Raw genomic sequence first — 14,669 nt, forward strand, 5'->3', positions numbered from 1 at the left:
GACCACCCCACCACCGCCCCAGCAAAACCTAATGGCCGACCGAAATAAGCAAGAGGCGTAATCGGGAAAAGGGAAAACGCCAAAACCTCCCGAGACCAACCTAAAAATAAAACCAAACCACGAAATAATAAAACCAAATTATGAAATAACAAAATCAAACCATGAAACCGAGAATTCACACCTTGATTTCACAAATTCAAACCATGAAACCAACATTTTCACAATGGCCAAACTCTTTGACAAGCCAAACTGCATTGCGTCTTTCTATCGCATCAAGATGGCATTGGTCCCGCCAGTTATGGGGATAAAGAAAAAGCGCAAGACCATTACAGTCTTGCGCTTTATAGCTTATGAGTAGAAGAGCGAGGCTCTTTTACCTATTCTCAATTTACTTTACCTTGTCAACGATAGCCTTGAAAGCCTCAGGGTTGTTGACTGCGAGGTCAGCGAGGACCTTGCGGTTAATCTCGATACCTGCCTTGTGGAGAGCTCCCATCAACTGGCTGTAGCTCATATCCTGCAAGCGTGCAGCTGCATTGATACGCTGAATCCAGAGAGCACGGAAAGTGCGCTTCTTGTTACGGCGATCGCGGTATGCGTAGGTAAGTCCCTTCTCCCAAGTGTTCTTAGCAACGGTCCATACGTTCTTTCTGGCGCCGAAGTAACCCTTGGTGAGCTTCAGAATTCTTGTTCTCTTTGCTTTAGATGCAACGTGATTTACTGATCTTGGCATAATTTCTTTCTTTTAAAGTTCGACTAAAAAGTTAACGGTTAACGGAGACAGAGCAGATCGCGTACCTGCTTCAGGTTGGAGTTGTCAACCAGAGTCTGGTGAACAAGATTTCTCTTCTGTTTCTTTGTCTTCTTAGTCAGAATGTGACTGTGGTAAGCGTGATGTCTCTTAATCTTACCAGTACCGGTGAATGTGAATCTCTTCTTTGCGCCGGAATTTGTCTTAACTTTTGGCATTTTTGTTAATTGTTTAATTGTTATTATTTATAATATAGGTGGTAACGTATATACCAAGACGTTACGCACACTATGTTCTTGTCTTAATCGCGCTGTAGCTTCTGCAGAGCCTCGGCACCATTCTTGGCGTTGCCGAAAAGGCCACCGTCCTTGGGTGCTTCATCTACTTCTGCCACTCCACTGGCACTGCCCTTGGCTTCCTCTGCCTCGCGGTCACGCTTCTGCTGGCTCTTCTTTGCCACGCCGGCCTTCTTGGGTGCCAGATAGAGGAACATCTTCTTTCCCTCAAGTGCGGGCATCGACTCTACCTTGCCATACTCTTCCAGGTCGTTGGCAAAACGGAGGAGAAGAACTTCTCCCTGCTCCTTGAAGAGGATTGAGCGTCCACGGAAGAATACATAAGCGCGCACCTTGTTGCCTTCGAGCAGGAACTCCTGGGCATGCTTGAGCTTGAACTGATAGTCGTGCTCATCGGTCTGGGGTCCGAAGCGTATTTCCTTAACCTCGACCTTCACCTGCTTCTGCTTCATTTCCTTCTGACGCTTCTTCTGCTGATAGAGGAACTTAGAGTAGTCGATGAGACGACAAACAGGAGGCTGGGCATTGGGTGATATTTCGACGAGATCGACGCCTTGCTGACGAGCCAAATCCATCGCTTTACGAGTAGGCATCACCTCGGAACCATCCTCACTTACCACACGAACTTCCCGGACATGAATCTGTTCGTTCACGCGGTACTGATTCTTCATTTTGTCATTTTTCATTCAACTATCTTATAATTAGCGGCTGCAAAGGTACAAAATAATCGTTAAATATCAAATTAAATTTTCATCTTTTTTATCCAAAGGTGCTATAATTGACCCCAAAAGGCGCACGGAGGTAATGCCTTTTCGTCCCAGACGCATCAATTCTTCAAAAAAAGCAGCACCGCGGATAGACACCGCAATGCTGCTCTATGCTAAAATTGACTTCTAAGTCTTAGTCTTGAGGCTCGATTTCGGTAGCCTTCAACTGGACTGCCACCTCGTCATTGATGCGCTTGGCAAAGTCTTCCATAGACATGGTAGCCTGCTCGCCACCACCCTGCTTACGCATACTTACAAGACCTTCCTCCATCTCTTTCTCGCCAACGATGACCATATAAGGAGTACGCTTCAACTCGGTGTCGCGAATCTTACGGCCAATCTTCTCGTTGCGGTCGTCGATGACGGCGCGCACACCCTGGCTGGCAAAATACTTGCTCACCTTGCGTGCATAGTCATTGTACTTCTCTGAGATGGGCAGGATAGCCACCTGGTCAGGAGTAAGCCAGAGTGGGAAGTGACCTGCTGTATGCTCAATGAGCACAGCGGTAAAGCGCTCGAGCGAACCGAAAGGAGCGCGGTGAACCATTACGGGCACCTTCTTGGTGTTGTCCTCGGCAGTGTATTCGAGCTTGAAGCGGGCGGGCAGGTTATAGTCGACCTGGATAGTGCCCAGCTGCCAACGGCGGCCGATGGCATCCTTGACCATGAAGTCGAGCTTAGGACCATAGAACGCAGCCTCGCCATACTCAATCTTGGCATCAAGGCCCTTCTCGGCGCAAGCCTCCTTGATAGCGGTTTCACTCTCTTCCCAAACTTCGTCAGAGCCAATGTACTTCTCCTTGTCGTTAGGGTCACGGAGACTAATCTGGGCCTCGAAGTTATCAAACTGGAAAATTTCGAACACGGCCTGGATGATATCCATCACGCGCAGGAACTCGCCTTTGACCTGGTCGGGACGGCAGAAGATATGGGCATCGTCCTGAGTAAACGAGCGTACACGGGTAAGTCCATGCAACTCACCGCTCTTCTCATAACGATAAACGGTACCGAACTCAGCTATACGCAGTGGCAAGTCCTTGTAAGAGCGTGGTTTGCTGGCAAAAACCTCACAGTGATGAGGACAGTTCATAGGCTTGAGCATGTACTCTTCATCCTCCTCGGGAGTGTGGATGGGCTGGAAGCTGTCCTTACCATAATGGGCGTAGTGTCCAGAGGTCACATAAAGATTCTTGGAACCAATGTGGGGAGTGATAACCTCCTGATAACCGAAGCGCTTCTGTATCTTGCGGAGCATATCCTGCAAGCGCAGACGCAGGTCGGTACCCTTGGGGAGCCACATGGGAAGTCCCTTGCCCACACGGTCGGAGAAGAAGAAGAGCTCCATCTCCTTACCAATCTTGCGGTGGTCGCGTTTCTTGGCCTCTTCAAGCATAACGAGATACTCATCGAGCATCTTCTTCTTGGGGAATGATATACCATAGATACGTGTCATCTGCTCGCGCTTGGCGTCACCACGCCAGAAAGCGCCAGCCACACTGGTAATCTTGACTGCCTTGATTTCACCTGTAGAGAGAAGGTGCGGACCACGGCAAAGGTCGGTAAAGTTGCCCTGGGTATAAGTGGTGATGGTACCATCCTCGAGGTCCTGCTCAATGTGCTCGCACTTGTAGTTCTGACCATCGGCCTTAAACTCCTTGAGCGCTTCGGCCTTAGACACTTCACGGCGCACAACTGCCTCGTTCTTCTTGGCCAGCTCGCGCATCTTTTCCTCAATCTTGGGGAAGTCGTTCTCAGAAATCACCTGACCCTCGGCGGGCATAACGTCATAGAAGAATCCATTCTCTACGGCAGGACCGAAGCCGAACTGGATGCCAGGATAGAGCTCTTGGAGCGCCTCGGCGAGCAAGTGGGCAGAGGTGTGCCAGAAGGTGTGCTTACCCTCTTCGTCCTCAAACTTGTAAAGCGCGATGGTAGAATCGGCAGTGATGGGACGGTTTAACTCTACAGTTTCACCATTGATACCGCAAGATACAACGTTGCGAGCGAGAGCCGGTGAAATGCTCTCGGCGATTTGTAACCCTGTAACTCTGCTCTCGTATTCACGCACGGAGCCATCAGGAAATGTGATTTTAACCATAATACAAATTAGTTTTATTTTAATCGTTGCAAAAGTACTACTTTGTTATGACATAAGATAAGAAAAGAGAGGTAATTTTTACAAAAAGCATAAAAATCACCTCTCTCAAGTACTTTTTCACCCAATCGACACCATTGGGAAGAGTTTATTTGTCATTGCTAATCTGCTTGATTACGCTATAAGCATCATAGATGCCCAGTTCGCCAGCACGGCTCAGGTCGCGAATACCGTCGGCCTTCTTACCATTCTTGACATAGGCCAAGCCACGATTGTAATAAGCCTCGGCAAGATAAGCATCTATCTGAAGAGCGCGCGTGTAGTCATCGATGGCGTTGGAATATTCACCATTGGAGGCGTGCAGATTACCTCTATTATAATATAGGTAGGCATTCTGAGGCGCGAGGGCGATGGCGCGGTCAAGGTCGGTACGCACTCGCATCACACGAGCGGGGGCGTCGGAGGTCTGGACACCATGGGTGCGGTCAAACTCATTGACAAGATGCTGGCAAACGGCTCGCTGCCAGTAGGCCATCGTCGAGAGAGAATCGGTATGGACAAGGACGGTCAGGTCGTTGATGGCGGCATCAAAATCCTGTACGACGCCATACACCACAGCACGCATCATCAGTTGACGCTTGACATCTGTAACGTGGGGAGCCTTCTCTATGAATGACGAAAGTGAGTCTGCAAGTTGGAAGAATGCCTGCGACTGACCTTCGGTGAGCTGAGGAGGATTGCAGGTCACGTAGAGTTTATAGTCAATCTTGCTCTTGGTCTGAAGGGCATTGAACTTCTCTACATCGCGGTCGAACGCCTGATAAGAGGTGACGCCATTATTATACTTGAAGAACGAGAGGGTGTACATAGGCATGAACTCCACCTCTACCGAGCGGTTCTGCACCTTTCCTCTGAACGCACTCTTGTACTCCTGGTTGGCCACGTTCTCGTCGGCCACCACCATACGATTGTACTTCTCAGGGTCTATCTCACTACGCTTACGCATCTCGCGTCTCTTGTTCTTGCTCCAGCGTGGCTGGATGCCCAGATGCTTGTCCATCTGAGCCTTCAGAATACGGAATTCATCCATTTCGGCCTTGGCGGTCATGCCCAGACGGCGGTAAGCCTTTGCACGATAAGACAGGCCAGTCCAGAAATTGGGGAACTGACTGATTACGGTGCTGTAGTCACGGATGGCAGACTTCAGGTCTCCCGTGCGGTCATGCAGAAGGGCACGATTGAAGATGGCAAGATAATTCTCGGGCTCCATATGGATGACATAATCGAAGTCGGCAATAGCCCGGTTGTCGTCACCCAACTGCATACGCAGCTGTCCACGGTTATAATGTGCCAGGAAGTTATTGGGATCAAAGTCTATAGCACGGTCATAATCTTCCATAGCACCTCTCAGGTTGTTGTAATTGTATCGCGCCAAGGCACGGTTGACATAGTTGGACACAACCTTGGGCTTGAGGTGGATGGCCTTGCTCAAGAACTTGTCAGCGTCCTTCCACTCCTTGCGGGCAAGGGATATAAACGCTCTCGTGGTCCATGCGTTGCCGTCAAAGGGGTCTATCTCCAGACTCTTGTCCAGCCACTTGGCGGCCGTCACAGTGTCCTTCTCTTGCAGACATATCTCCGCATTGAGCGAATAAGCATTGGCGAAGCCCGACCACTTGCTTATGATGGTGTCAAGGTCATTATGGGCCTTGGCATACTCCTTGAGATTCATCTGGCAGAGGGCTCGGTTGAACCAATAGTTACGCTGGTCGGGATTGAGGCGGATGGCATGAGTGTAATCGTCAATGGCTTCCTTGTATTTATCCTGACGCACGTAGGCAATGGCACGCAAATCGTACAGTCCGTCGATGTAGGGATTGAGTTTGAGGGCTTGGGTCACGTCATACTCAGCACCGCTATAGTCCTCAAGGTAGAACTTGGCGATACCACGATACTGCCAGGGGCGATAGAGGTAAGGTTTGAGTACGATAACCTGATTGAAATACTGTATGGAGAGCACGTAGTCCTCATAGTGCAGAGCTATCTCTCCACTAAGCATAAGCCTGTTGGTATTATACTGGGCAATGGCCTTGCCCGGAACAAAAAAGACAATGAAGAGCACTATCGCAGATGTAATCCACGCGTTCATGCGCATACTGGCGTTAGAGACTGTTCGCTTCGGGTTATCCTGTGATATTATACTCTTCATTATCCTATAGCTGTTTGTTGTTCCCATTCATTCGGTCGCCCATGCGGAACAGCCATGGACAACCTTTACAAGTTATCGTCTTACCGGTTTTGTGCGGTAACTGCAACGATATTTTCCCTGAGTAAGCTGTTTGAGCTTACTGCGTATCAACTGCTTGCGCAGGGGAGTAAGGCGGTCTACAAACATGGTACCCTCCAGATGGTCAAACTCATGCTGCATCACGCGGGCAAGGTATCCCTCGACCCATTCGTCATGCTCAGCCATATTCTCGTCAAGGTAGGTGACATGAATGCGTGTGTGGCGAGCCACAGACTCATGGATACCCGGAATACTGAGGCATCCTTCTTCCATGGTTTCCTTCTTGGAGTCTTCGTCGATTTCCACAATATGCGGATTGATGAACACATGACGGAAGCCGGCATACTCGGGCAAATCTTCTTTGAGCACATCGAGGTCGATGACCACCAGACGGATAGCCATGCCTATCTGAGGAGCCGCGAGACCAATGCCCTCTGCAGCATCGAGGGTCTCATACATATTGGCGATGATTTCCGACAGATTGGGGTAATCGGGGGTGATATCCTCGGCCACCTTTCTCAGTACAGGCTGGCCATATATATAAATAGGTAATATCATAAACTGTATGTTGGTATGTATCAAAACTTCTTAGAACCCATCCAGTCCTGAAGAATGATGGTTGCGCTGATTTCGTCAACCAGTCCCTTGTTTTCTCTACGCGTTTTCTTGCCTACACCACTATCTATCAAGGCGCGGTGGGCCAAGACAGAAGTGAAACGCTCATCATAATACTCGATGGGCAACTCCGGGTGAGCCTTGCGCCAACGATTGACAAACTGCTCTACCCTCGCAAGATTCTCACTGGGCTCTCCATTGGGTTGGACGGGCTTGCCTATCACGATACGCTCCACTTGCTCGCGAGCAATGTAGTCGTTCAGAAAATCGAAAAGCTGGGATGTAGAAACAGTGGCCAACCCGTTTGCAATTATCTGCAAGGGGTCGGTCACTGCTATTCCTGTGCGCTTCTTACCATAGTCTATAGAAAGAACACGCATTAACCTTTACTTCTTGAAAAGTAACCAAGCGTCAGGATAGTTGCCTGCGCGGAACTGATTGCGGCTCTGTACGGCAGCAGCCTTGTCGGCATGAGTGCTGGCAACCACGCGATACATGCCACGGGCAGAGTTGAGCACAATCTGTGCATCATATCCAGCAGCCTTCAGAGTGCTCTGCAGACCCTCGGCATTGGCCTTGAGAGAGAACGAACCTACAACTACGCTGAAGTTCTGCAAACCGGCGCCGCTTACGAGGGTTACATCCTCTGTGCGAACGTTGGCGTTGTCCACATTGTCGATTACGGTAGACTGGGTGGCAGGTTTCTCCACGATGGGAGCCACTACTGGAGCGGGAGTCTCTGGCTGGGTAGCCACCTGCTCCTGGGCCTTAGCCTTGTCGTATGCTTTCTTGAAAGCACTATCCTTACTTGAACCGCAGCTGGCCAGCACGAGAGCGGCACAAACGCCTGCGCACATTACTATACTTTTCTTCATTGTCTGTTAAGATATTGTTTGATTATTTATGTTCACTTTTGTTTGCGAAATTACAAAATATATCGCAAAGGGAGGGTGCATTCGTGCATAAAGTTTGTTAAATATGAGAATTCCAAGCGTTTTAACAAAAAATTACTAACTTTTTATGGTCAATCTATTTTCTTTTCTTACATTTGCGAAAGATATCGGCAGACAATTTGCCGACAAAGAGAATTATTAACTTATAAAGAGTAACGATATGAAAGCATTAGGTTACATTGGAGCATTCCTCGGAGGCGCCCTTGCTGGAGCAGCACTGGGTCTCATCATGGCTCCTGAGAAAGGTGAGGACACACGTAAGAAGATATCTGACGCAGTTGACGACTTCTGCAACAAGCATGACATCAAATTGAGTCGCAAGCAGGTTGCTGACCTTGTTGATGACATCAAGGATGCTGCCGAAGACGCATTGGATTAATGACCTCTGCAGATGTTCTCCAACGACAAAAACATCGAGACCATAGGTCAGCTGGTTGAAGCCATCAAGCAGTACATCGGGCTGCGTGGAGAGTACATCAAGCTCAATCTCGTTGACAAGGTGGTGCGTATCCTTACGATTGCCACCATCAGCGTGATTATAGCCATACTCCTCATGCTCACCCTTATCTACTTCTCCTTCGCCGTGGCCTATGCGCTTGCCCCACTTATGGGTCACGCGCTTGCCTTTGGCACCGTGGCTGCAACCTATTTCATCATACTGTTGCTGTGCGTGGCCAACCGCAAGAGGTGGATAGAGCGCCCGCTGGTCAGATTATTGGCAAGTATATTAATGGAGAAATAAGCTATGGTCAACAACGAGAACACTTACAATTCGCTTGAAGACATTCAGGCCCGTCGCGAGGCTCTTGCCAAGGAGATTGACGCCAGCGAAGACAAGATAGCCGACCTCTGGCAGACGCTCTTTGCCAAGGAGGAAGCGCCGAGATATGAGACACCGTCAAAGCGATTGCAACGGCTTATGAGCACGGGCATCGGAATGTTTGACGCAGCGCTCCTGGGATGGAAACTGTACCGCAAGTTCAGCGGCAAGTCCTTGATACCAAGATTCCGACGACACAAGAAATAACCGAAGACGAGGGGGATATCGACATGACTGTCAATATCCCCCTCGTTTTTATATCCCATCGTTTTCTTCTACACTTATCAGTCAGGCAAGTGGAATTCGTAAGACTTGTCGAATACCTGGCTTACGCGGTTTATCTCCAGGAAGGTGGCGCCGCCACGTCCGCCGATACTACCACCGAGGTAAGCTATCTTGTCATCTTTTTTGATATAGCCTTTCTGCAATAGCATACGCAGCGCAGCCACAAACAGGAAGAGCGAGCTCAAGTGTTTCTTCTGATAAATGGGTATTACGCCATAACTGAGGTTGAGCCAGCGCATGGTCTTTTCGTTGTTGTAGCAGATGGCGAGCACGGGAGTAGGACCGCGGAAGGCGGCAATGTCGCGCGCAGTCTGTCCGCTCTCGCTGGCGGCGATGATACCGGCAACGCCCAACTTGCGGGTCGACTCGATGGCTGTATGGGCCAGGAATTCACGCTGCGAGCAGGTCGAACTCAATGGGATGTCAAAGTCGTCACTGTTCATGCGGTCCTGCTCAGCCTGTTCGGCGATGGCAGCCATGGTCTGTACAGCCTCCAGAGGATACTTGCCCGACGCCGTCTCACCACTGAGCATCAGCGCATCCGTGCGTGAGTAGATGGCATTGGCTATGTCGGTCACCTCGGCGCGCGTGGGGCGCGGGTTGTCAATCATGGTGTGCAGCATCTGTGTCGCCACAATCACGGGTTTCTTCTTCTGCTCACACTTGTGCATGATTGTACGCTGTATACCGGGTATCTGCTCGAGAGGCACTTCGATTCCCAAGTCGCCGCGGGCAATCATGATACCATACGATGCGTCGATGATTTCATCGATATTGTCCACGCCCTCTTGGTTCTCTATCTTGGAGATAATCTTGATGTCGCTGCCACGCTCGTCAAGCATCTTCTGCACCGCCATCACGTCGTCGGCACTACGCACAAACGAGTGGGCGATGAAGTCTATATCCTCGTCGATGGCGAGGTTGATGTTCTTCTTGTCCTTTTCCGTGAGCGCGGGCAGGTCGATGTGTACACCAGGCACATTCACACTCTTGTGAGCGCCCAGCACACCGTCGTTCTGCACCTGGGCCACGAGCATCGGCCCCACTTGCTCCATGACGAGCATATCCAGCAGTCCGTCGTCGAAGAGGATATGGGCACCCTTGCCCACACACTTGGTGAAATCGGTATACGACACGTTGACGATGTCGTGGGTGGTGTCCATCTCGGGGCGACCGAATATCTTTACCACATCACCCTTCTTGTAGGTTATGGGTTGCTCCACATTGGTGGTACGCACCTCGGGGCCCTTGGTATCAATGAGCAGAGCCAGGTGGGGCGACACTTCACGCGTGTTGCGGATGATGGTACGTATTCCGTCGGGCGTGGCGTGGGCGGTATTCATACGCACCACGTTCATACCGGCAAAAAACAACTTGCGCAGGAAGTCTACCTCACACCTGCGGTCACTTATCGAGCATACTATTTTGGTCTTTTTCATCTTTATTGGTTTTATCGTTTAGTTTTTATTTGCTTTCCTCCCACCCTATCGGATGATTGAGCAGCAAGAGATGGTCGGCACCGAGTCCGAGTTCCTTCTTGAGCACCTCTACATTCATGGTGGCGCGTGCCACGGTGCCCAACTTCAGCGCCGTACATGCCAGATAGATGTTCTGCGACACATATCCTGCATCCAGCGTGCCCAGACGCTGGGCTGCCTGAGCGTCGCCCAAGGAGCCGAACTTGCCTTGGTTGCTGGCGAGCACAAGCATGACGGGAGCCGAAGCCACCGACTGCTGCCCGGCAGCCACCTCGCGGCGCAGGTCCTTGCCCGAGAGCTGTACCAGAGCATTACTTTCGACATCGTAGCGGTAAGCGCCAGCAGCCTTAATCACGTATACTTCAATGTCCTGACGGTTGAGCGCCGAAGCGGCGGTTATCTTCTTCTCCGCCTCGCGGCTGTAGCCACACGCCGCCCATAACACCTGAGCCAGCGTGGCATTGTCTACATCCTTATTCTGATAACTGCGCACCGAGTGGCGCGTCTGCAAAGCCTCGTAGAGCGTCATCGCCACCTGCTTGTCTGGGGCGGGCAGCTTGACCGTGGTCTGTGCCAGCGCCGAAAGCGATATCATGACGAGGGCAACAAGAAATGACATTTTTTTCATATTAACCTGAACTAATATCTATTTACTTTGCAAAATTACAACAATTCTGAGATATTTTTTCATATATCGGCAGAAAAGAATTGAGCATAAACGAGATATTTCACTTTTCCCTCGCCCGTCAGTCGTGCGCGCCTACTTCGTCTCTGAAGGTAGAAGCGGGCAACGAGGCGCCGTTGACGAGATTGGCACGTGTGAATGGCTGCCAGCCATAGCGCACGAGGCAGGGATGCTTCACCTCCGGCGACGTCAGGACGACGGTGCATCCGGCGATGACGGCTGTGGCAGGATGATACAGGCCTTCCTCCTCGGCTATCTCAAATGTCGACGGGGCCTTGCCGTCGGCCGTGAAGAGTCCGCCGGCATAGTCAAAGCGCACGACGAGCGAGTTGCCTACGCGCGATACATTAATATATAGGCCCCGACGGACATAGCCAGGACCGAGCATGCGCTGCAACTGGGCGGGATAGGAGTCGCGGGCGCGGTCTTGGATGCCGGGCTTTCAGGAGTCGGCTCATAGAACCTGGCGATGGTGCGCGCCATCATCGCCAGCACCCCCAACATCTGCCCGCACCGACCGAAAACCGCAGAGATGATGTCGAGAGGAGTTTCAAAGCATGAAATGACTATTGCGAAGCGCGAATTAATGTTTTCACGCCTTGATTTCTCCAATTCACGGTTTGCAACATAAGATTAAGCGGCAGCGGACAAGTCGGCTCTGATGCGTGAACGGAATATGGCATCCGCCGGCTTGCTATCAACATCGGGCATGGGTGGAAACAAGGTAAAAGGGGGGGGCATCGTCAGCCATAGGCGCGTAGGGTCACCATTCCTCAAACGGGAGGTCGCCTTCGACCCATTGGCTCTGGGGCAAACCATCGTCGGCGAGCGGATTGGAGACCGACAGCCCCAACAAGCGTATGGGCCGCGATGACGAGTAGCTTACCTGTGCCAGCAACCGCTTAGCCAGCGGCAGTATGGAGGCTTTGGTAGACAGTGTATGGTTGGTGGTAATGCGCTTGCTGATTTGGGTAAAGTCGGCATACTTGACCTTGAGGGTAAGCGTGCGACCCTCGAAACGGGCGTCGGCAAGGCGGGCAACAAGCTCGACGACAAGGTGGTAGAACTCGATGATGACTACAGAGCGCTGGCTGATGTCGCGCAGATAGGTCTGCTCGCAGCCAACCGACTTGCGCACATAGTCGGCCACAACCGGGCGGAGGTCGATGCCACGGGCAAAGTCGTAATAGACGTTGCCCATCTTGCCAAAGACCTCGCAGAGATGATGGCGCGACACCTCGCGCAGCTGCTCACCAGTAAAGACGCCTATGCGGTGCATGCGCTCGGCGGTCTTGGGACCCACACCCCAAAACTGCTCGACCCGCAGCGAGGCGATGAAGTCGAGGGCACGCGTGGGATGGATGACGCAGAGTCCGTCGGGCTTGCGGAAGTCGCTGGCTATCTTGGCGAGAAACTTGTTGTAGGACACGCCTGCCGAGGCAGTGAGATGGAGCTCGTCGGCAATGCGCTGCTTGATTTCGCGGGCTATCTCGACCGCCATATCCATGTGGCGCTTGTTGTGGGTGACATCGAGAAATGCCTCGTCGAGCGATATGGGCTCGATGAGGTCGGTATAGTCGGCAAAGATGGCATGTATCTGTGCCGACACCTGGGCATAGTAGTCGTGCCGGCATGGCACCACGATGAGCTCGGGACAAAGGCGGTGGGCGACAACCATCGACTGGGCAGAGTGAACGCCATAGCGGCGTGCCTCGTAGCTGGCAGTACTCACCACGCCGCGCTCGCCGTCGAAGCCCACGGCAATGGGCTTGCCACGGAGTGAGGCATCATCGCGCTGCTCTACCGAGGCAAAGAAGGCGTCCATGTCGATGTGTATAATCTTGCGCTCCATAATCGAGAGCAAAATTACCACTTTTCTTTTACTCCGGACCGCGGGAAGAACAAAAAAATAACGCAAAAGAACAAAGCTATGCTTGGCGGTAAGGGAAAAGATGAGTATTTTTGCATCTACGTAATCGGAACTGAGGGAACTCGGTCCAAGAATAACAGAGACATGAGATATACGCTGGAATTTGCAAGAGAGCGCTTTGCTCATTTCAATAAGACAATCTTCAACGACCGCCTGCCTCGCCCGGCTTTCTGGCTGGTCAACGTAAACTCGTATATGGGTCAGATGCACCGTACGCTCAAGCGCGACAAGCAGGGCTACGTGGCTATGTACAAGATGAAGCTCAACGTGAAGTATGACATCGACGAACGAAAGGCAGAAGACATCATGCTGCACGAGATGATACATCTGCATATATGGTATGAACAACTGAAGGACACAAGCTCGCACGGGCCTGTATTCAAGGCGGTGATGGAAAAAATCAACAAGGAGTTCGGGCGCCACATCACCATAAGCACAAAGATGAAAAGAGAGGTGACCAAGGTGGTGCGCATGAAGTGGAATCTGGTGGCGGTATGCCGGATGACGTCGGGAAAGACCGCCATCACCCTACCCCCGAGCACAAGGGTGGCCCACTTCCAGAAGGTACTCATGGAAAGCGACAAGGTGAGTAGCATCGAGTGGTACTACACAACCGATACCTTCTTCTACAACTATCCGCACCCGCTCACGGTCAAGCTCTACTATGTAGATGAAGCTCTGCTGGCCCAGCATCTGAAAGAAGACGAGCGGATTAGACAAACTGCCGGAAAATGAAAATGGCACGCTGTTCTGTCAAGACAAACAGCGTGCCATTGTTTTTACACCTTATTATATTATACTTATTTGGCAGCATCGGCGGCACCAGTCTCAAGAAGCTGGAGTGCCTCGGCAGTCATGTAAGGCTTTACTTTGTCGTAAGGCAATGTAAACGAAACCATGCCCATAGCATAAGGGCCAATCTCATACTGCTGATAGACGAAGTGGAGACCGTCGGCAGCAAGATAGGGAGCATGGGCGGGCAACGGGATGATGCCCTTGTCGATGAAGAGGAGCTTCAGGGCTTCGTCCTCGGTAACCTTCTGCCCCTGGGCGTTGATATAGGTGGTCACACCGTGAAGCAGCAGAGGCTGGATGGCTTCAAGCTGAGCGGCATCGACAGTAGCGCCGAGCACGCGGCCCGAAGACTTGAGGATGTTGACACAGTAGGACACGGCAGAACCATGGGCGCCACCGCCATACACATACTGGTCTACGCCATAGGTGACATAACGCTCGTTCTGGGCGGCAAGGCGAATAGCCACATCGTAAGAACACTGGAACTCGGGGGCTCCGCCATCGGGCGACTGCATGGCGCGCATCGAGTCGACATTGAGCTTGCCATAGAAATCGACCAGCGCCTGGCCATCGGTAAGGTCTCCGCCGTATCCGGCTGAACGCGAGGCGTCGAAAGCATGAACACTGGAGAGCGAGTCGAGCTGGGCATTGACATAAGCGCGCACTCCGACAGCGAGGGAGTCATCGCCCTGGGGCACATCGGCCACGATATTGCAGTGGAGCATACTGTCGGCAAAGGCATACTTGAAACTGTCAACCGCCAAAGAGTCGGAACCATTGGCAGAGCCAGCCATCTTGCATCCGGTAATGCCTCCCATCCATACCAAGAGGATGGAGGCAACGAAAAATAGTCTTCTCATAATTCTAATATGGTATATAATATTACTTAGAAAAGACAAAGTTAGCATCAAT

The 14,669-nt window shown here is 51.4% G+C and carries 17 protein-coding genes; 4 read left to right on the forward strand and 13 right to left on the reverse strand.

Features of this window, described 5'->3' with window-relative positions; genetic code table 11:
- Positions 1-388 precede the first annotated feature (388 nt).
- From rplT to CIK92_RS12725, 8 genes are all read right to left on the reverse strand, one after another.
- Positions 389-733 carry a 50S ribosomal protein L20 gene (gene rplT, locus CIK92_RS12690; protein ID WP_022311144.1) on the reverse strand — a complete coding sequence of 115 codons (345 nt, stop codon included), beginning with the start codon at positions 731-733 and terminating at the stop codon, positions 389-391.
- Positions 734-771: 38 nt separating this feature from the next.
- Positions 772-969, reverse strand: coding sequence for a 50S ribosomal protein L35 (rpmI, locus tag CIK92_RS12695; protein WP_022311145.1), 198 nt, complete (start codon positions 967-969; stop codon positions 772-774).
- Between the two features lie 83 nt (positions 970-1,052).
- Positions 1,053-1,733: a translation initiation factor IF-3 gene (infC, locus tag CIK92_RS12700; RefSeq protein WP_094389320.1), complete on the reverse strand. Its 681-nt coding sequence runs from the start codon at positions 1,731-1,733 to the stop codon at positions 1,053-1,055.
- 214 nt (positions 1,734-1,947) lie between these two features.
- Positions 1,948-3,912, reverse strand: coding sequence for a threonine--tRNA ligase (gene thrS, locus CIK92_RS12705; RefSeq protein WP_094389321.1), 1,965 nt, complete (start codon positions 3,910-3,912; stop codon positions 1,948-1,950).
- Between the two features lie 145 nt (positions 3,913-4,057).
- Positions 4,058-6,058, reverse strand: coding sequence for a tetratricopeptide repeat protein (locus CIK92_RS12710; RefSeq protein ID WP_371594270.1), 2,001 nt, complete (start codon positions 6,056-6,058; stop codon positions 4,058-4,060).
- Between the two features lie 132 nt (positions 6,059-6,190).
- A complete protein-coding gene (gene def / locus CIK92_RS12715) occupies positions 6,191-6,754 on the reverse strand; it encodes a peptide deformylase (protein WP_094386236.1) in 564 nt (187 codons plus the stop codon).
- Between the two features lie 20 nt (positions 6,755-6,774).
- Entirely contained in the window at positions 6,775-7,191 is a 417-nt protein-coding gene (gene ruvX, locus CIK92_RS12720; RefSeq protein WP_022311150.1) for a Holliday junction resolvase RuvX, read from the reverse strand.
- A gap of 6 nt (positions 7,192-7,197) precedes the next feature.
- Entirely contained in the window at positions 7,198-7,686 is a 489-nt protein-coding gene (locus CIK92_RS12725) for an SPOR domain-containing protein (protein WP_022311151.1), read from the reverse strand.
- A 238-nt stretch (positions 7,687-7,924) separates the two neighbouring features.
- Between CIK92_RS12725 and CIK92_RS12730 the strand changes: the two genes are divergently transcribed.
- From CIK92_RS12730 to CIK92_RS12740, 3 genes are read left to right on the forward strand one after another with little or no spacing between them, the layout of a single operon-like run.
- Entirely contained in the window at positions 7,925-8,143 is a 219-nt protein-coding gene (locus CIK92_RS12730) for a YtxH domain-containing protein (protein WP_022311152.1), read from the forward strand.
- Positions 8,144-8,155: 12 nt separating this feature from the next.
- The gene (locus CIK92_RS12735) at positions 8,156-8,506 is read left to right on the forward strand and encodes a phage holin family protein (protein WP_022311153.1); all 351 of its coding nucleotides are present in this window, start codon (positions 8,156-8,158) and stop codon (positions 8,504-8,506) included.
- A gap of 3 nt (positions 8,507-8,509) precedes the next feature.
- Positions 8,510-8,791: a hypothetical protein gene (locus CIK92_RS12740; protein WP_022311154.1), complete on the forward strand. Its 282-nt coding sequence runs from the start codon at positions 8,510-8,512 to the stop codon at positions 8,789-8,791.
- A gap of 77 nt (positions 8,792-8,868) precedes the next feature.
- Here the strand turns inward: CIK92_RS12740 and pyk are convergent, their stop codons facing one another.
- From pyk to dinB, 4 genes are all read right to left on the reverse strand, one after another.
- Positions 8,869-10,308, reverse strand: coding sequence for a pyruvate kinase (gene pyk, locus CIK92_RS12745; RefSeq protein WP_022311155.1), 1,440 nt, complete (start codon positions 10,306-10,308; stop codon positions 8,869-8,871).
- A 25-nt stretch (positions 10,309-10,333) separates the two neighbouring features.
- Entirely contained in the window at positions 10,334-10,975 is a 642-nt protein-coding gene (locus tag CIK92_RS12750; protein ID WP_094389323.1) for a SagB/ThcOx family dehydrogenase, read from the reverse strand.
- A 118-nt stretch (positions 10,976-11,093) separates the two neighbouring features.
- Positions 11,094-11,429, reverse strand: coding sequence for a hypothetical protein (locus CIK92_RS12755; RefSeq protein WP_144289452.1), 336 nt, complete (start codon positions 11,427-11,429; stop codon positions 11,094-11,096).
- Positions 11,430-11,795: 366 nt separating this feature from the next.
- Positions 11,796-12,884, reverse strand: a complete 1,089-nt coding sequence (dinB, locus tag CIK92_RS12760; RefSeq protein ID WP_094389325.1) for a DNA polymerase IV — start codon at positions 12,882-12,884, stop codon at positions 11,796-11,798.
- A 162-nt stretch (positions 12,885-13,046) separates the two neighbouring features.
- Here dinB and CIK92_RS12765 point away from each other — a divergent pair, with 162 nt between their 5' ends.
- The gene (locus CIK92_RS12765) at positions 13,047-13,697 is read left to right on the forward strand and encodes a SprT-like domain-containing protein (protein ID WP_158214800.1); all 651 of its coding nucleotides are present in this window, start codon (positions 13,047-13,049) and stop codon (positions 13,695-13,697) included.
- Positions 13,698-13,762: 65 nt separating this feature from the next.
- On the opposite strand, the gene CIK92_RS12770 is transcribed toward CIK92_RS12765, so the two are convergent.
- Positions 13,763-14,617, reverse strand: a complete 855-nt coding sequence (locus CIK92_RS12770; protein ID WP_158214801.1) for an RsiV family protein — start codon at positions 14,615-14,617, stop codon at positions 13,763-13,765.
- Between the last annotated feature and the right edge of the window lie 52 nt (positions 14,618-14,669).

Source organism: Prevotella sp. P4-67, from assembly GCF_002251325.1.
Classification (GTDB): Bacteria; Bacteroidota; Bacteroidia; order Bacteroidales; family Bacteroidaceae; genus Prevotella.